Source organism: Virgibacillus sp. CM-4 (assembly GCF_000445495.1).
Classification (GTDB): Bacteria; Bacillota; Bacilli; order Bacillales; family Amphibacillaceae; genus Virgibacillus; species Virgibacillus salexigens.
In genome coordinates this window covers 78,138-95,383 of sequence record NZ_AUQA01000006.1, presented here as the reverse complement: position 1 = coordinate 95,383, position 17,246 = coordinate 78,138, and the positions used below count along the sequence as shown (strand labels likewise).

Below are 17,246 nucleotides of genomic sequence, written 5' to 3'. Positions count from 1 at the left end.
TAGACACTAGTTTATGTATTTTGTGGTATCCCAGTAATCATTTCCCACCAATCGTTTAGGGTCGGCCTTTCTACTAATTTCATAAAGTTAACTTCAATTCCCTCTTGCCGCCATTCCTCTACTAAACTCATCATGCGAATCGAATCAAGCCCTACGTCTATTAGATTATCCGTATTTCCTAGCTCTTTAGGATCAAGGTCGAGCAAATGAGCTATTTGCTTTTTTAGATTAGAAAACGAAATAGGTTCATCCTGATATGAGGTAAGATCTCGTAAAACAGTCTCTGTAGTTAAACAATACCCACAACGATTTGCAACGTACTGTAAAGCCATATTATGATCTGATTCCGAAAAATCGGCTACTGCATCTGCAACGAAGAATGATTGGATATCTTCCATAAATGCGTCGGTTGCTGTCACTAAACAACCAATATGCGCATACACGCCAGTGATTATTAGTTGATCCCTACCGCTATCTTGTAATATACGTAAAAAATCAGACCTTTTAAAAGCACTGTAGCGCCATTTTGTTAATAGAATATCGGATTCATCTGGAGTAAGTTCTGTAATTATTTGCGTCTCCGATGCATCTTCGCTTAGTCCAGAACCCCAGAAATCTTGTAAGAGAGCTCGATCAACTGGATCTTGATTACCTGGCTGGGCTGTATAAAAAACTGGTATATTCATTTGTTTACACTGCTCTTTTAGTTGTTGAATATGGTTGATTAGTTCAGGTAACGGTGATTGACTAGAGTCATAAGCATTCATAAAATATTGCTGCATATCATGGATAAGTAGTACCGCCCGCTCCGGGTCAACTTGCCAGTCCACTTTATTATTAGGTAAATCTGTGCTTTTTGGCATCGGATATGTTGTTATAGATGGAAGTCCCATCTTATTCACTCCCTTTCATCCTATAAATGATTATATATTGATTTTTTGTGCAATTTGTTGTCGCAATGTTTTTTTACTAACTTTCCCAAATGGCGTTTGAGGGAATGCTTCAACAATCTCTACACGATCCGGTATTTTATATGCAGCCAAGCCTTTTTCCCTTAAAAAATTCCTGAAATCTGCCGGTTTTTCCGAAGGAGATTTTAAAATAAGGAATGCACAAGTTCTTTCACCAAGGAATTTATCAGGCATAGCAACGATTGCAGCATCAAATACATTCGCATGTGCCAATAAATGGTTTTCGACTTCCTCTGCTGCGATCTTTTCTCCACCTCTATTAATTTGATCCTTATCACGGCCTTCAACAGTGATATAACCATGTTCATTCACACTTACTAAATCACCGGTTCGGTAAAAGCCATCACTAGTAAAAGCTTTCCGGTTATGTACTGGAGCCATATAATATCCTCTTATTGTATAGGGTCCACGAGTTAATAACTCTCCTACTTCACCTATCGGCACGATCGTATCTTCTTCATCTACAATCCGAATCTCATCATATGCTGACATTGGTTTTCCTTGTGTATGTACAATTATCTCGTCTGGATCATCTAAGCGTGTATAATTAACAAGGCCCTCCGCCATTCCAAATACTTGTTGTAATTTACAATCAAACGCAGGTTGAATACGTTTCGCAACTTCCGCACTAAATTTCGCTCCTCCAACTTGAATTACTTGTAGACTTGTTAAATCATCTTCATGACTTTTTATTGCTTCAAGCCATATAAGAGCAATTGGCGGTACAAGTGCAGTAATATTCACCTGTTCTTTTTCTATTAACGGGAATGCTTTATCGGGACTGGAACCCAAAGATAATACAACCTTGCCACCTGCATACAATATTCCAAGTACGCCTGGTGAACTCATCGGGAAATTATGTGCAATAGGTAGTACAGCTAGAAATACACTATTTTCATTAATCCGACAAATTTGATTACTTAAGTGTAATGTATAGATATAGTCATCATGCGTGCGTGGAATTAATTTGGATAACCCTGTACTCCCCCCAGATAACTGTAAGAACGCTATTTCACTTGCTTTAATTTCTGGCTCTTTAAATTCTGCTTGTAAATACAATTCAGAAAGCGACGTGTATTCATTTGTCTCACCATGAACAATGATATGTTCAAGTGAATTTACGCTTTTTTGTACGTCGTTTGCTAATGCTGTATAATTAAACCCTCCATACGTGTCAGGAATGATATACGCTTTGGCTTCCGCAAATTCACAAAAATAGCTAATCTCACTATACCGATGTGCTGGAAGGGCATATACGGGAATTGCTCCTAAACGAAATAAAGCAAAGACGACATCAAAAAATGCAAGTTGATTAGGAAGCTGTACCACTACACGATCTTCTTTTTGTATCCCTAACCTTTGAAGACCTGCTGCAAGCTGGTCTACGTTTGCATTAAAATCACTGTAAGACACTTCTGTTTCACCGTCAGTCATGGCAATTTGGTTTCCGTATTTATTGGCATTTTCTTGCAACAACTGTCCAAATGTTTTTCCTTGCCAACACCCTTTTTCCCGATAAAAAGTTGCAAATTCATCTGGCCAAGTTGGACATCCTGCTAAAACCATTGTGCCATTCCTCCTTTATCCTTTTTCAAATTCCCATTCCTTGGAGCATCGTACCAAATTTCGCTGCAGTCTCAGCCAACTCATCATCAGGGTTTGAACCAGCTACAATTCCAGCTCCTGCATATAATTGAAGGTTGTTGCCTTGTATTTCGGCACAACGAATCGTAACTACCCACTCCCCATTTCCAGATGCATCACACCAACCTACCATTCCAGTAAAAAAACCTCGATCAAATGGTTCTATTTTCTCTATAGCATTACGAGCATCCTCCGTAGGGTAGCCACAAACAGCTGGCGTTGGGTGCAACGCTGTTGCTAAATCGATAGAAGTTACTTGAGAATCTTTTAAAGTCCCTGTAATTTCAGTAGAAAGATGCCACATTGCTTCTGTCTTGATTACTGTTGGCTTATTCGGTACATCTAGCTCTAAACAAAAACCTTGTAGTGATTGTTTCACCGCTTCGACAACTACCGTATGTTCATGTAAGTCCTTCGTTGAGTCGAGTAATTCTTTAGCTTGCTGCTCATCCTCAATTGGATCTTTACAACGAGGGCGTGATCCAGCTAACGGATTTGCCACGATCTTTTCTCCCATTTTCGAGACAAGTAATTCTGGACTTGCCCCAATTAATGTTCGATCTTCTAAATGGTCATTTTCGGTACTTAAATGAGCTGCAAATGTGTAACCCGATTTGTTATCAAACGCCAGATTCTTTAATAATTGATGTGTATCTATTCGATTGGCTGAAGTTATATGTAACGATCTCGATAAAACAATTTTTTGGATCGAACCTGCCTCAATAGCATCCAAACCTTGTAATACACCAGCCAAATATGCCTCTGGTTCTGGTACAGCTTGAATTTCAAATGAACTGCTAGATGCTTTTTTGCATTCATCATCCTGAATTGAAAGAGAGGATCCGATACGAATATCTTTTGGGATGACTAGCTTTGCTGCTGTAGAAGTACTAAATGGAATCGCTCCTACCACTATTGGCTTGTTTTGCCCAGCTAATTTAGCCTGAGTCAATGCATTCCTAATTTGATTCGACAACCCATGATTATTTGAAGTATCGACAGTTGAATATACCCCTCTTCCCAAAATCGTCCGTAACGGTGAAGCTAGGAAAAAATCGCCCTTTTGATAATGCTCAAGTAAAGGTGCTTGTCCCCTTTTATTTGTAGCAGTAGCGTTTATCATTTCTAATATCCTCCTTTTATTGTGCTTGTTTTACAACCCTAATGTTGCTCCACCATCTACACAAATATCCTCCATTGTAATATGACCAGCCATATCAGAAGTAAGGAATAATACAGTTCGGGTAACATCCAATGGATGCCCTATTTTACCTAGTGGAATTCCTAGTCGGTATTCTTCTGCAGTTCCGCTGATCGATATTTGTTCTCCTTGCTCATCTTTCCACAACTGTTTAAGCATATCTGTTTCCGTAGATCCTGGAGAAACAATATTACAACGAATATGATGTTGCGCTAACTCTAGTCCTAAGCATTTAACAAACATAGTGGTAGCTGCTTTTGAAGCTGCATAAGCAGCCATTGACATCCGTGGCATACGTGCAGCATTTGAACTCACAATAACCATTGAACCTTTTTGGCGTGGAATCATTCTTCTGCTTACTGCTTGTGCTATATGAAATACGCCAGTAGTATTAATCGCAAAAGTTGTATCCCAATTCGTTTTTGGTAACGAAACAACTTCGTCCAAATAAAGGACACCAGCTGCATGAATAAGTATTTCTATTGGTCCAACATCCCTCTCAATGGTTTCTATTGTTTTCTCAACTTCATCGTAATCACGAATATCAAGAGGGCATGATGCTAGTTGGATCCCCTTTTGCTGCAAATCACTCACAAATGAATAAAGCTTATCTTTCTGATTATCTATTGCGACTACATATGCCCCATTATCAGAAAGCTGTTCAACTATCGACTGTCCCATACCACCTGAAGCACCTATAACGACAGCTACCTTTCCTTTAATTCCCGTAAACTGCATGGTATCACTCCTTCCAACGTTCGTTTCATATAAATAACTATTATTACCTATAATTATAATGAGAATGATTATCATTATCATTATTTAAACTAAATGATAACCGTTCTCATTGATGGAATCAAGTGATTTTTTGAACTTTTTACCAATTGTATGAAAAGTCCTATTTCTAAAGCATTAGTCTAGAAAAGTCAAATCCTTAAAGTATAAGTCTTTTTCATTACTTCATTTAAAAATGGAATAGCGCTAGAGGGGCGATCTAAAGGTGATAATAAAAGGAGGTTTGTTAAACCCGTGCCGTTCGGTCCGTAACAAGATTACGACGGACATTCGTATTATAAAGTCTCTTTTTCATACAGAAGTGTGGGGGGATTCACTACACTAATCGCTTTAGTCTGACACAGTTGAATTAACTTGGTTTTAGTAATCATCCTCGTAAACGTTATATTCCTATAAAAAAAAGAGCTTGAAAATTCAAGCTCTTGTGCATCCTAACGTTATTTTCTTCTATTTTCAGCGAAAATGGGAATTTCTTTACTAATCTGTTTCATCCGTTCAATAATCCGGCCAGCTTTCACCGTTTCAACGCCCGTCTTCGTTTGTGCAAGATGACTTTCTAACTCTTCCATACTGTAATTAGATGTAAAGAATACCGGGAGTCCCTCCATCATTCTATATTGCAATAACGAGCCAAGAATTTCATCACGAAACCAAGAGGATTGCATTTCGGCACCAATATCATCAAGCATAAGTACATCTGCTTTTTTAAAATAATCTAGCTTTTTATTTATCGAATCATCTTTCATCGAAGCCTTCATTTCACGTACAAACTCCGGCATATAAATAATAGTCGAAGAAAGCTGTAATTCTTTTAGTTTGTTAGCTAAAGCCCCTAGAAAGTATGTTTTCCCTACTCCGAATGGACCGTAAAAATAAATCCCTTTTTCAGGTACACCTGACTTAGCTTGTTCCACAAATTGGAGTAATTCTTTAACCGCTTTACTTCGTTTAGGATCTGTATCAATGTTATCAATCGTTGCTTCAAGAATTTGTTTCGGCATATATAAACTCTGAACCATCTGTTGTTGCTCCCGCTGCTTTTCATAATCCTTCCGATTATGGCATTTTTCATAAGATAAATGGATCTCTTTGTCTTCTACTTGTAAAACAGGAGAATAACCTTGAACCATATTCTTACATTCTTCAAAACATGTACATTGATCACACTGCTTTGATTGTGTTTTGTATTCATGAAGCTTTATTAAATTTTTATCTATTTCCGCTTGTGGCAATTGAGGATGTTCGGCTAAAAATGATTTAATCTCCCCATCACTAAGTATTTCTTGTTTTATTTTTAAATAATTTTCCTGGAAGTTCTCATTTTCTCTCATCCACTTTTGCAGCGAGGATTGTACTGGCTTCATATTATTCATCCTTGATCACACTTATTTATTGTTGCTTGAATATTGTTTTAACAACGCTTCTATTTCTTTTTGTTCCTTAGCTTCATCTAAGACTTCTTCCTGGGCTGCAGCCATTTGCCTTTGCTTACTCTTCTGTTCCTTAAACCAATCAGGAATTACTTCTCTTGATTGTTTTGTTCGATAGGTGTTTGGGCTTGTCTTTCCTTTTTGGAAACTATTTCTTTCTTGTTTCGCAAAGACCATAGCTTCTTTAGCGGTTTTCAAATTAGCTCTTGACCAATGACTTGCTATTTTCCCTAAATAAGCTTTAGAAAGCTTCATGTTAGATTGAAGTAATACATAATGAATTAAGACATTCATAACTGGAGAAGGTAAACCTTGTTGGGTCATGATATCACGAATTAACCGTAAATCCTGTTCTGACGCTTGATTGCCGCTAGACAGATCTTCCAACAGTTGCTTTGGAGATATGGTTTCTAAGTGTTGAATCAATTGCTCTTCCTTTGTCTCCGGTTTCTTTCGATCGGTTTGGTTTCCATCAATAAAACTATCCTTTTCTGTGAGCTGCACTTTATTCCCTTTCGATTTTGATTGAAAGACGTCATGACACGCAGCTTTAAATTCATCCACATGGAGGTAGTTTTCATCTGTTAATGCCCATAAAAGGGACTTTTCAATTTCAAATGTCTCTAAATCATATAAAAACATCATTTGGGAAATCAACTTACGGTTATATGAAGTAAGTACTTTTTGTACTGGGATCATCCGTTGTTTCAATACATGCTCAATCCAAGAAAGATCTGTATGCTCAACCATTCCCGCTGGTTCTTCTTCATCTTCCACCTCTATTGTACTCACAGGTCTTATCGTCTGAAAGACATCCAGAAAAGAAGCAGTTATACTCTCCCCATACGTATCCATAGATTGTTGTACAAAATACTGTTTTAATCCGTTATATTTGTCCATACCGATATGGTGGTATAAAAGCTGAGATAACATAGGATCTTTAAAAAAGTTTTTTGGTGAGAATAAAGGCTGTAATTCATACGTATAAATATTGTTTGTTCCATTATTTTTTTGATATGTTTTTAACATACCAATTCCTTCTAATTTTAAACGCGCAGCATATATTTCATCTAAAGGTAGATTTAAGTAATTCATTAACGTATGATGAGTTTGGGGTTTCGTATTATTCATTTGTAGGTCTTTCTCATGTAATAACGTTTGGTATAAAGTAACTGCTTGAATTCCAATTAACGGTTGATATAAATGTGTTAAAGATTTTGCGTAGTCAATCGGTAATGATTCTTTGAGAACAACATAATAACCTTCAACAGGTAAAATCTTGCCAATCCTGTTCATCCTCACTCTAATCCTTTCATGTTGATTAATTTTGCTTATCCGTTTTAATTAAATCTTTTAACTCATCAAGAAAAACGCTGATATCTTTAAATTGTCGGTATACGGAAGCAAATCGCACATAAGCTACTTCATCTAATTGAGAAAGTCGATCCATAACTCTTTCACCTACTTCTTTACTATCGACCTCTGAAATCCCTTCATTGCGAAGCTCTTTCTCAACACCCAATGCAATCCCTTCAATCCTTTCTAATGGAACTGGTCGTTTTTCACATGCTCTAATAATGCCACGAATCAATTTTTCACGGCTAAACTCCTGACGTGCTCCATCTTTTTTAACAACAATTAAAGGAACATCTTCAATTCGCTCAAATGTTGTAAAGCGAAAACCGCATTGTTCACATTCCCTACGTCTCCTTATCGATTGGCCTTCCTCTATTGGTCTTGAGTCTAATACTTTTGTACTTTTGTTATGGCAATTTGAACATCTCATGCCGTTCAACCCCACTCCTCATATCTACCTATGCCTGTTTCTCTTTTGTTATTAACGGTAATTCTTTATTTATATCTTCATAAAGTAGCTTAATTAATTTTGTACTGTAACCGAAGTCAATTGGTAGCAGCGATTCAGTAGTCACTGAAAAATCAACTGCGGTTTGGTACGGTCTTACCATAATAATGGTTGCTATAATAAATGCTTTTTTTCCTTTTTTAAGGTTTACACTAATCTCTCCATGTTCTTTGGATATTGAGTGTAATTCATATACTTGAGAACGCTGGAATAAATCCTCAAGTAAACTCATCCCTTTGTCTTTAGTTGTTTTATAATAATGTGTTTGGAGTGAGGGATCCCAATGATTATCTCTAGTCTCTGCATGATTACTAAAATATTTAGAAATTGTATTTCGAAACGACAATTTTCGACACCCCAATACAGTATATAGATTCCTATGTATAGTATTACTATTTTAACATGTTTTGTATAAAACCTCTAATAGAAAACAAGAATGGGCTAATAATCTGCCATTCCTTTAATAGCAGACTATCAACCCATCATTATATCTTATTTTATTTACATTTGTACATTTCGAATATTTTTCATTTTTACTGGGCCAATACCTCTTGACACTTCAACTTTTTCATAATTATTACATTCTAACGAGCGAGCAATATATTCAACTGCTGTATTCGGATTTATTTCATCACCGCAAGTATAGACATCAATGCTTGCGTAACCATGTTCAGGAAAACTATGAATGGTTAAGTGGGATTCGGATATAATAACTACCCCACTCACTCCTTGGGGTGCGAACTTGTGAAACGTTACTTCACGAATTTCGGCACCAGCTTTCAACGCAGCTTCAACAAATATTCGCTCAATCATTGCCATATTATTTAATTTATCAATATTACATTCCCATAATTCAGCAATAATGTGCCTTCCCATTGTATCCATCGAAAGTTCCCCCTCATGGTATTTTCTTGATACCTACTTCTGCCAAGGGGGGAATGTTAGTCCGATGAGGCCCTAACCCTTTAGGCAGTAAGACAATCAATCAAGAATACAACGAAAAGTATAAACTGTTTCTTCTTTAAATGCAATCTTTTTATAGAGATAGAGCTGTCCCTATTCTTAGCTAATCTGAGCCTGTTGCTGGTACAGGAAACTGCCGACATGTTTTGCCAAATCTAATACCCTTTTCGAATAACCCCATTCGTTATCATACCACGCTAGAACCTTTATTTTATGGTCATCAATTACTATTGTAGATAAGCCATCAATAATAGCAGAGTACTCCGTTGTCGTATAGTCAATGGAAACTAATGGTGCTTCACTATAATCGACTATCCCTTGATAATCTGACTTACTAGCATTTCTAAAGACTTGATTTACTTCTTTAGCGGTTGCTGTTTTCTTTACATCGACAACAAGATCTACAAGGGAAACATTCGGTGTTGGTACACGAAGTGCCATTCCATGAAGTTTACCATTTAGATGTGGAAGTACTTCTCCTAATGCCTTTGCTGCTCCAGTTGATGTTGGTATAATAGATTGCGTACATCCTCTTGCACGCCTGAGATCTTTATGTGGATTATCAATGTTTTTTTGATCATTTGTAAATGAATGAACGGTTGTCATTAATCCATTTTCGATACCAAAGGAGTCATCTAAGATTTTTACTACTGGTGCTAAACAATTGGTCGTACACGAAGCGTTAGAAATAATAGCTTCTGTTTTTGGATTAAATGTATGTTCATTTACCCCCATTACAATTGTATTATCCACATCTTTCCCTGGAGCAGTGATCACCACTTTCCGAGCCCCAGCACGTAAATGACCGCCAGCAGTTTCTTTTGTTTTGAATTTGCCTGTTGCTTCAATAACAATATCGATCTTTAATTCTTCCCAAGGTAATTGTTCGGGAACTCGAGAATTAACTAATGCAATTTTATGGTTATCTATTATAATCGAATCTTTAAGCGCTTTCACTTCCTTGTTAAAGATCCCATGAACACTATCATACTTTATTAGATGGGCTAATGTCTCCGCAGGATAGCTCGCATTGATGGCCACAACATCAAAACGTTCATCCTCAACTGCTTGACGAAATACCATACGCCCAATGCGTCCAAAACCATTTATAGCAATTCGTGTTTTATTCATCTGTGGTCCCCCTATTTTGAGTTATACTTTTTTCGTTCATTTGTTAATTAGTATAACACATTTATAATTGTGTGTGTTCCTTATTTTTGATTTCAGTATAAGTTTTAGTTTTCAAACAATTTATTATGGAGGGTTACTGAATTTAAAGGCTATTTTAATAAGCAGTTACAAAAAACAGGTTGTCTGCGATTGAGACAACCTGTTCATGTAAAATTAAATGACATTCCAAGATGCTAAAAGACGTTCTAACTGTTCATAGGATTCATATTTGGTTTGATTATTATTAATAACTGCATCTGCCATTGCTGCTTTAGCTTTTACAGGCATTTGTGATGCAATACGTTGTTTTGCTTCGTGTTCAGAATAATTATTCCTCTTCATTAGACGTTCTAATTGCACTTGCTCATCAACATACACAACAATTGTTTTCTCAACTAACGTGGTTAGTTTACTTTCGAATAGCAGCGGTATATCTAATACAACACAAGTTGCCCCAGCTTTAACATATCCGTCTCGGCGATCAAGCATTTTTTTGCGTACTGCTGGATGTACAATTTCATTTAACTGCTTTCGTTTTGTTTCTTCATTAAAAACAATGTCTCCAAGTTTCTCACGATTTAATGTCTTATCTTCCCTTAAAATATGGCTTCCAAATGTTTCAATTATTTGTTCATAAGCTATCTCTCCTGGATTTACGACTTCTCTTGAGATTTTATCTGCATCAATAACAGGAATATTAAAATCATCAAACATAAGCGAAACCGTACTCTTTCCAGTAGCAATACTACCTGTTAATCCAATGATTAATGCCATCATCTCACCTCTTTAATACCTGACACGAGGTACAAATATGGGTTCCTCGACCACCAATTTTCATTTTAACAATTGTCTTTCCACAATTTTTACAAGGTTTGTTTTCTTGTCCATAAACAAACAGCTCTTGCTGGAACATTCCCATATCGCCTTGACCATTAACGTAAGATCGAATTGTTGTACCACCCTTTATAACAGCTGCTTGAATAGTAGCTATCGCCTGTTTACGAATTTCCTTTATTTCTTTTTGAGTCAATCTATTCGCTTGCTTTAATGGATGAACTCCCGCTCTAAATAATGTTTCATCCACATAAATATTACCTAACCCGGCAACAATTGTTTGATCTAATAAAGCTGCTTTAATTACTCGTTCCGTCTTTTTTAACTTTGTAATAAAATATTCTGGTGTAAACGCATCATCAAATGGATCTGGCCCTAATAAGCATAAAGGCTTATTATCTTGTTCTTCCCCTTTTTTAAATAAATGCATTGTTCCAAATTTGCGAACATCATTATAGCGTAACTGATCTCCATTAGTAAAAGAGAAAATGACATGGGTGTGTTTCTTTTCTGGTTCTGAGCCTGCAGTTACACTATACTTCCCCTCCATTCGTAAATGGGATACGAGAACATAATCATCCAATTCGAATAACAAAAACTTCCCTTTTCGCTGGATATCTGTAATCGTTTGCCCTATGATTTCTGATTTAAATTGTTCCACATCATCAGGCCGTTTGATGATTTTTGGCCACCTTACATCTACATGCTCAATCGTTTTATTTAAGACAAATTGTCTTAAAGTGTTTCGAATTGTTTCTACTTCTGGTAATTCCGGCATCTCCTTATCTCCTTACTTCGCATCAAACCAGCTATCCCCATACGCATAATCCACTTTTAACGGAACGGCGAGTTCAACCGTTTCTTCCATTATAGCTGGTATAATCTCTTTTAGTTTATCTATCTCAGAACGTGGCGCCTCTACGATTAATTCATCGTGTACCTGCAGCAGCATTCTTGCTTGTAGCTTCTCTTCCTTTAACTTGTTATCCAGATCAATCATTGCTTTTTTAATAATGTCAGCAGCACTGCCTTGGATCGGTGAATTCATTGCCGTTCGCTCTGCAAAACTTCTAACATTAAAATTTCTACTCGTGATATCAGGCAGATACCTTCTACGTTTCATCAATGTACTTACAAACCCTTTGTGTTTCGCCTCTTGAACGATTTCTTCCATATATACTTTAACACCAGGATAACTAGCAAAATATCGGTCAATAAATTTTTTCGCTTCTTTTCTAGTAATACCTAGATTTTGGGATAGTCCATAGTCACTAATACCATATACAATGCCAAAGTTAACAGCTTTTGCTTGACGTCGCATATTAGCTGTAACTTGATCTTTTTCAACATGAAAGACATCCATTGCTGTTTGTGTATGAATGTCTATATTATTTTTGAAAGCAGCAATAAGTTTCTCATCATTGGCTATGTGAGCTAATACTCGTAATTCAATCTGCGAGTAATCAGCAGCAAACATTACCCAACCTTCCTTCGCTGGTACAAAGGCTTGTCGTATTTTTCTACCCTCTTCTAGACGAATCGGTATATTTTGCAAATTAGGGTCAATGGAACTTAATCTTCCTGTTTGTGTCAGTGCTTGATTAAAGCGGGTATGAATCTTGTTTGTTTCTTTATTTACTACCTTCAATAAGCCTTCAATATACGTAGATTGTAATTTACCCAGCTGGCGATATAATAGGAGTTTCGGAATAATTTCATGTTCATCTTGCAACTGTTCAAGGACATCCGCAGCAGTTGAATAGCCTGTCTTTGTTTTCTTAATCACTGGCAACTCCAGCTTTTCAAATAGAATTGGCCCTAATTGTTTTGGTGAATTTAAATTAAATGATTCTCCTGCTAAGTCATGCACTTCTTTCTCCAATTGATCCAATCGATCTTTTAAATTAACTCTCATTTCTTCTAAACGTTCTTTATCAACAGCTACTCCCGTATGCTCCATCTCACCTAGTATTAAAGCTAGAGGCATCTCGAGTTCTTTATATAAATCATATTGTTCATTTGCTTCAAGTTGCTGTTCCATCTTATTTCGTAATTCAAACATCACAGTTGCTTTACTAATTACATGTTCAGCTAAAACTTTTTGTTCAGGCAGCTTTAATTTAGCACCTTTACCATATATTTCTTCATCAAAGTAGCAATCATTTCTTCCGAACCGATTTCCAATTGCCGGTATGTCATGATTATTCTCTGATGGATTAAGTAGGTAGGATGCTAATAGCATATCGAATGTAATTCCTTTAATATGAATGTCTTCTCTCAAAAGGGCGACGAGTGTTTTTTTTGCATCAAATACGAATTTCTTCTTTTTTCCATCTTCTAACCAATTTTGAAATGAAGTTGACCTCAATGCTTCTTCTGTTGGTAGAAAATAGGCATGCTCAGCATTAACGATCCCAAAGCCTTCAATTGCTAATTGATGATAGTTTTCCCCTAACATTTCAACAATTAACGCTTCTTCACCAGTTATCATATCAGCTGATAATTCGTTAATAACCGTATAATCAATCTCTGCTTTTTCGTAGACCATATCAGCTTCTTCATCTTGTCCATCTAATCGGCTAAGCAATGATTGAAAACCTAATTGTTTAAAAACTTCACTTACCTTCTTCTGCTCATATCCATTGTAAGTAATATCTTTGGTAGAAATCGTTACTGGCGAATCGCGTTCGATCGTAACAAGTTGTTTACTCATAAATGCGTCTTCTTTATGATTTGTAAGTTTCTCTTTTAGTTTTTTACCACTGACTTTATCTATATGTTCATATACATTTTCTAATGTCTCAAATTGCTTTAAAAGCTTAACTGCAGTCTTCTCTCCAACGCCAGGTACACCTGGGATATTATCAGAGTTATCTCCCATTAAAGCTTTTAGGTCAATAATTTGATCCTGCGAAATTTCCATTTTGTTTTTCAAAAAAGTAGGTGTATATCGCTCTACCTCACTTATACCTTTTTTGGTTAGATTAACGGTAACCTTGTCTGAGACAAGTTGAAGCAGATCTTTATCTCCAGAAATAACCGTTACATCCCATTTGTCCTTTCTTACACGCTTGGACAATGTGCCGATAATATCATCTGCTTCATAGTTGTCGAGTTGATAATGAGCAATTTCAAATGCATCTAATACTTCCTTTAATAAAGGGAACTGTTCAGATAGCTCTGGTGGTGTCTTTTGACGTCCACCTTTATACTCTTTATAAGTTGTATGTCGAAAAGTTGTCTTGCCTGCATCAAATGCAACAAGCATATGGGTAGGTTCCTCTTCCTTCAGGATACGAAGAAGCATCGTTGTAAAACCATATACTGCATTTGTATAAACACCTTTATCATTATTCAACAATGGCAAGGCAAAAAAGGCTCGATAAATAATACTATTTCCATCTATTAATACTAATTTATTGCTCATAGTCTCGCCTCCGAAAATTCATCATTAAACATATTTTATCATTCTAGCTTTATAAAGTGAAACGACAGTATAACACAAAAAAGCAAAAACACACTTTAATCAAGAATGTTTTTGCTTCCAGTTACTTTAGGAAGGATGACAGTGATTGTTGTCCCTTCGTTTACTTCACTTTCGATTTGAATATCCCCGTCATGCACCTCAACGATATGCTTGACAATAGCTAAACCCAACCCTGTACCTCCTGTATTTCTACTTCTCGCTTTATCAACACGATAGAAACGTTCAAAAATACGGGGTAGAGACTCCTTCGCAATACCGATTCCAGTATCTTTTATTTGAAGGTAAATACTTTCATCGTCCTCAGCAGCAGATAAATTAATTTCCCCTGCTTCTGGGGTGTAGTTAATGGCATTATCAATTAAATTTAACATGATTTGTTTTACTTTTTCTTTATCCGCTGTTAATTCTACATTAGGTTCAACATCCGTAGAAAATGATAATTTCTTTTCTGTTAATTTATGTTCAATAATTGGAGTAATTTCATGGATGGCTTCTTTCACATCAAATGTTGATAGTACAAGTTGAAAATTCTCTTTTTCTAATCGTGATAAAATTAATAAATCCTCAATTAAAAGTTGTAGACGATTACTTTCTTTATAGATAATTTCTAAGAATTCTTTGTTTTCATCGGATTGATCCGCAGAATTATCAAGCAATGTCTCTGCAAAGCCTTTAATTGAAGTAATCGGTGTTTTCAACTCATGGGATACATTAGCAACGAAGTCCTTCCTCATCAATTCTAGCTTTTTCATTTCAGTAATATCGTAAAGTACAAGAACTGCACCTTTTAAGATATTGCGATCATCAAAGATAGGTGCACCCACTATTTCAATATAGTATTTATCAAGACCTTTAAAATGGGTGAATTCTTCTTTTATATTTCGTTCGTAGAGAAAGGTTTTTTGTACAGTCTCATGGATAATCTCGTTATTTAACACGTCATAATATAAATAGCCTTGGTAGGCTTTTGAAGAATTACCAAATAGAGTAATGAACTTTTTATTTACAAAGTGAATATACCCTTTTGAATCAATTAAAACCAAGCCACTTTGGGTATTTTCGATAATCGTGGATAACTGTTCGGATTGCATCTGTTCTTGAATAGATATCTCACTTAAATTACGTGCAAGTGAATTTATCTTGGTGCTTAATAAGCCAATACTATCACTTGTAGGATGATGAAACCTTGCACGATAATTCCCCTTCACAATCTCATCGATTGTATTAGTCGCTTTATTTACAGGCTTTATGAAGCGGTCATAAAAGTTTAATAAAAATAATAATAGTACTATAAATTGAATAAGCAGCACTGCAATTAATACAAAGGAATGGCCGATTAAAAAACTTAATAAAATAGCAGTAAATGCTACAACAAGAAAAATACCAATAACATATCCGAAAATTGGCTTCTTAAACAAAAATCGCATTAACTAGGGTCCTCCATTTTATATCCCAGACCTCTGACTGTTTTTATATAAACAGGTTTTTTTGAATCTGGTTCAATTTTATCTCGTAAATGCGAAACATGAACATCCACGATACGAGTATCTCCAACAAAATCATAATCCCACACACCACTAAGCAACTGATCTCTGGATATAACCTTACCTTTATTTTTTGCTAAATAATAAAGTAGTTCAAATTCTTTTCGGGTAAAGGTGATTACCTTATGATGCATTTCTGCTTCATATCTTTCCGGATAAACAGTCAATTCGCCAATTTGTATATACGAAAAATTGGATTTTTCTACTTTTGTTGACCGTCGAAGAATTGCCTTGATTCTTGCAATGACTTCTTTCGGACTAAATGGCTTTGTTAAATAATCATCTGCTCCAAGTTCCAGACCAAGTACCTTATCAAACTCCTCATCCTTAGCGGTCAACATTAGAATTGGTGTGTCTATTTGATTATTTCGAAGATATCTACAAACATCCATCCCATCCATTTCTGGCAGCATAAGATCGAGAACTATTAAATCGTACCCGGTACTTTCGGCTTTCTGGACAGCTTGATTCCCATCATAAGCAACATCCGTTTGGAATCCTGCTTTTTCAATATTGTAATTTAATAATGTAACAATTGACTTCTCATCGTCTACAATCAATATTTTTTCATTCATGTGTACAGTCCCCGTTTCTGATCGCTAGTAGATTATTTGTTACACTCTCATCTTACAATGAATAGGTATTAATGTGAACAAGCTGAGAGTTTGTAAATTAAAATTTACAAACTAATCTGATGCTTCGTTGAAAGAAAAAATACTATCCTCTTACTGAATAGTATTTCCGAGCAGCGATATTTATTCCTCATTCCATATTTGTCAGTTAAAAAAAGTTTTCTAAAGATTGAGCTGTCAGAGTATTTGGCTTACATGCTGGACAAACATAAAGCTTTCCTTTCACCACTTCATTTCCTTCTTGATCGGTTCCAGAGACACTCATCGCTACGCGTTGATTATGATGATCAATAGCAATGACTTTAATAAGAAATTGTACATTCATGTTGTGATAAACTGGGTTCGGAAATGTCATTTCATGTTGTGTTATATGGCTACCTGGACCTGGTAAGTGCATAGATACGATAGAAGAAATCATACCAAATAGCATTACAGATGGTACAATTGGCTTTTTATAATCAGTTAATGATGCATAATCATGCTGAAGATATAACGGATTCGCATCATTGGATAACCCCAAATATAACAATAAATCGCGATCACCCATCTTCTTCGTCTCTGAATACGAATCGCCAATACTTATATCCTTTAACTCTTTTCCTAATGCCCGCCTTTTTCCTAACACAATATCCCCCCTAAATGTAAATCAGTAAATGTAAGCGCTTTCTATTATATCAAAGTCATCATAATATTTCCAATAAAATTCTCTAT

The 17,246-nt window shown here is 36.0% G+C and carries 16 protein-coding genes; all 16 read right to left on the bottom strand.

Annotated features, from left to right (window positions below; translation table 11 throughout):
- Nucleotides 1–11: 11 nt before the first annotated feature.
- Nucleotides 12–893, bottom strand: coding sequence for an isochorismatase (locus M948_RS33710; protein WP_021290897.1), 882 nt, complete (start codon nt 891–893; stop codon nt 12–14).
- A gap of 30 nt (nt 894–923) precedes the next feature.
- Nucleotides 924–2,537, bottom strand: a complete 1,614-nt coding sequence (locus M948_RS33705; protein WP_021290896.1) for a (2,3-dihydroxybenzoyl)adenylate synthase — start codon at nt 2,535–2,537, stop codon at nt 924–926.
- A 25-nt stretch (nt 2,538–2,562) separates the two neighbouring features.
- Entirely contained in the window at nt 2,563–3,738 is a 1,176-nt protein-coding gene (gene dhbC / locus M948_RS33700) for an isochorismate synthase DhbC (RefSeq protein WP_021290895.1), read from the bottom strand.
- Between the two features lie 30 nt (nt 3,739–3,768).
- Complete coding sequence (locus M948_RS33695; protein ID WP_021290894.1) at nt 3,769–4,554, bottom strand: 2,3-dihydro-2,3-dihydroxybenzoate dehydrogenase; 786 nt, start codon at nt 4,552–4,554, stop codon at nt 3,769–3,771.
- A gap of 494 nt (nt 4,555–5,048) precedes the next feature.
- Nucleotides 5,049–5,975, bottom strand: coding sequence for a primosomal protein DnaI (gene dnaI, locus M948_RS33690; RefSeq protein ID WP_021290893.1), 927 nt, complete (start codon nt 5,973–5,975; stop codon nt 5,049–5,051).
- A 21-nt stretch (nt 5,976–5,996) separates the two neighbouring features.
- Nucleotides 5,997–7,337, bottom strand: a complete 1,341-nt coding sequence (locus M948_RS33685; protein ID WP_021290892.1) for a replication initiation and membrane attachment family protein — start codon at nt 7,335–7,337, stop codon at nt 5,997–5,999.
- Nucleotides 7,338–7,362: 25 nt separating this feature from the next.
- Complete coding sequence (nrdR, locus tag M948_RS33680) at nt 7,363–7,827, bottom strand: transcriptional regulator NrdR (protein WP_021290891.1); 465 nt, start codon at nt 7,825–7,827, stop codon at nt 7,363–7,365.
- Nucleotides 7,828–7,855: 28 nt separating this feature from the next.
- A complete protein-coding gene (locus tag M948_RS33675) occupies nt 7,856–8,251 on the bottom strand; it encodes a hypothetical protein (RefSeq protein WP_021290890.1) in 396 nt (131 codons plus the stop codon).
- Nucleotides 8,252–8,406: 155 nt separating this feature from the next.
- Nucleotides 8,407–8,790 carry an adenosylmethionine decarboxylase gene (gene speD / locus M948_RS33670; RefSeq protein WP_021290889.1) on the bottom strand — a complete coding sequence of 128 codons (384 nt, stop codon included), beginning with the start codon at nt 8,788–8,790 and terminating at the stop codon, nt 8,407–8,409.
- 177 nt (nt 8,791–8,967) lie between these two features.
- Nucleotides 8,968–9,999 (bottom strand): glyceraldehyde-3-phosphate dehydrogenase, encoded by a 1,032-nt coding sequence (locus tag M948_RS33665; RefSeq protein WP_021290888.1) that lies wholly within the window; start codon nt 9,997–9,999, stop codon nt 8,968–8,970.
- Between the two features lie 213 nt (nt 10,000–10,212).
- Nucleotides 10,213–10,812, bottom strand: a complete 600-nt coding sequence (gene coaE, locus M948_RS33660; RefSeq protein WP_021290887.1) for a dephospho-CoA kinase — start codon at nt 10,810–10,812, stop codon at nt 10,213–10,215.
- 4 nt (nt 10,813–10,816) lie between these two features.
- On the bottom strand, nt 10,817–11,650 hold the full coding sequence (mutM, locus tag M948_RS33655; protein WP_021290886.1) for a DNA-formamidopyrimidine glycosylase: 834 nt from the start codon (nt 11,648–11,650) through the stop codon (nt 10,817–10,819).
- A 12-nt stretch (nt 11,651–11,662) separates the two neighbouring features.
- A complete protein-coding gene (gene polA / locus M948_RS33650; protein ID WP_021290885.1) occupies nt 11,663–14,299 on the bottom strand; it encodes a DNA polymerase I in 2,637 nt (878 codons plus the stop codon).
- A gap of 95 nt (nt 14,300–14,394) precedes the next feature.
- Entirely contained in the window at nt 14,395–15,786 is a 1,392-nt protein-coding gene (gene pnpS, locus M948_RS33645) for a two-component system histidine kinase PnpS (protein ID WP_021290884.1), read from the bottom strand.
- Nucleotides 15,786–16,478 carry a response regulator transcription factor gene (locus M948_RS33640; RefSeq protein ID WP_021290883.1) on the bottom strand — a complete coding sequence of 231 codons (693 nt, stop codon included), beginning with the start codon at nt 16,476–16,478 and terminating at the stop codon, nt 15,786–15,788. The genes pnpS and M948_RS33640 overlap by 1 nt, the downstream gene beginning before the upstream one ends.
- Nucleotides 16,479–16,683: 205 nt before the next feature.
- Nucleotides 16,684–17,160 (bottom strand): MaoC/PaaZ C-terminal domain-containing protein, encoded by a 477-nt coding sequence (locus M948_RS33635; protein WP_021290882.1) that lies wholly within the window; start codon nt 17,158–17,160, stop codon nt 16,684–16,686.
- Nucleotides 17,161–17,246 lie beyond the last annotated feature (86 nt).

What these genes read in the sequence shown, in the direction of transcription:
- M948_RS33710 (WP_021290897.1), bottom strand. Translation starts at nt 893, where the DNA reads ATGGGACTTCCATCTATAACAACATATCCGATGCCAAAAAGCACAGAT.
- M948_RS33705 (WP_021290896.1), bottom strand. Translation starts at nt 2,537, where the DNA reads ATGGTTTTAGCAGGATGTCCAACTTGGCCAGATGAATTTGCAACTTTT.
- dhbC (WP_021290895.1), bottom strand. Translation starts at nt 3,738, where the DNA reads ATGATAAACGCTACTGCTACAAATAAAAGGGGACAAGCACCTTTACTT.
- M948_RS33695 (WP_021290894.1), bottom strand. Translation starts at nt 4,554, where the DNA reads ATGCAGTTTACGGGAATTAAAGGAAAGGTAGCTGTCGTTATAGGTGCT.
- dnaI (WP_021290893.1), bottom strand. Translation starts at nt 5,975, where the DNA reads ATGAAGCCAGTACAATCCTCGCTGCAAAAGTGGATGAGAGAAAATGAG.
- M948_RS33685 (WP_021290892.1), bottom strand. Translation starts at nt 7,337, where the DNA reads ATGAACAGGATTGGCAAGATTTTACCTGTTGAAGGTTATTATGTTGTT.
- nrdR (WP_021290891.1), bottom strand. Translation starts at nt 7,827, where the DNA reads ATGAGATGTTCAAATTGCCATAACAAAAGTACAAAAGTATTAGACTCA.
- speD (WP_021290889.1), bottom strand. Translation starts at nt 8,790, where the DNA reads ATGGATACAATGGGAAGGCACATTATTGCTGAATTATGGGAATGTAAT.
- M948_RS33665 (WP_021290888.1), bottom strand. Translation starts at nt 9,999, where the DNA reads ATGAATAAAACACGAATTGCTATAAATGGTTTTGGACGCATTGGGCGT.
- coaE (WP_021290887.1), bottom strand. Translation starts at nt 10,812, where the DNA reads ATGGCATTAATCATTGGATTAACAGGTAGTATTGCTACTGGAAAGAGT.
- mutM (WP_021290886.1), bottom strand. Translation starts at nt 11,650, where the DNA reads ATGCCGGAATTACCAGAAGTAGAAACAATTCGAAACACTTTAAGACAA.
- polA (WP_021290885.1), bottom strand. Translation starts at nt 14,299, where the DNA reads ATGAGCAATAAATTAGTATTAATAGATGGAAATAGTATTATTTATCGA.
- pnpS (WP_021290884.1), bottom strand. Translation starts at nt 15,786, where the DNA reads ATGCGATTTTTGTTTAAGAAGCCAATTTTCGGATATGTTATTGGTATT.
- M948_RS33640 (WP_021290883.1), bottom strand. Translation starts at nt 16,478, where the DNA reads ATGAATGAAAAAATATTGATTGTAGACGATGAGAAGTCAATTGTTACA.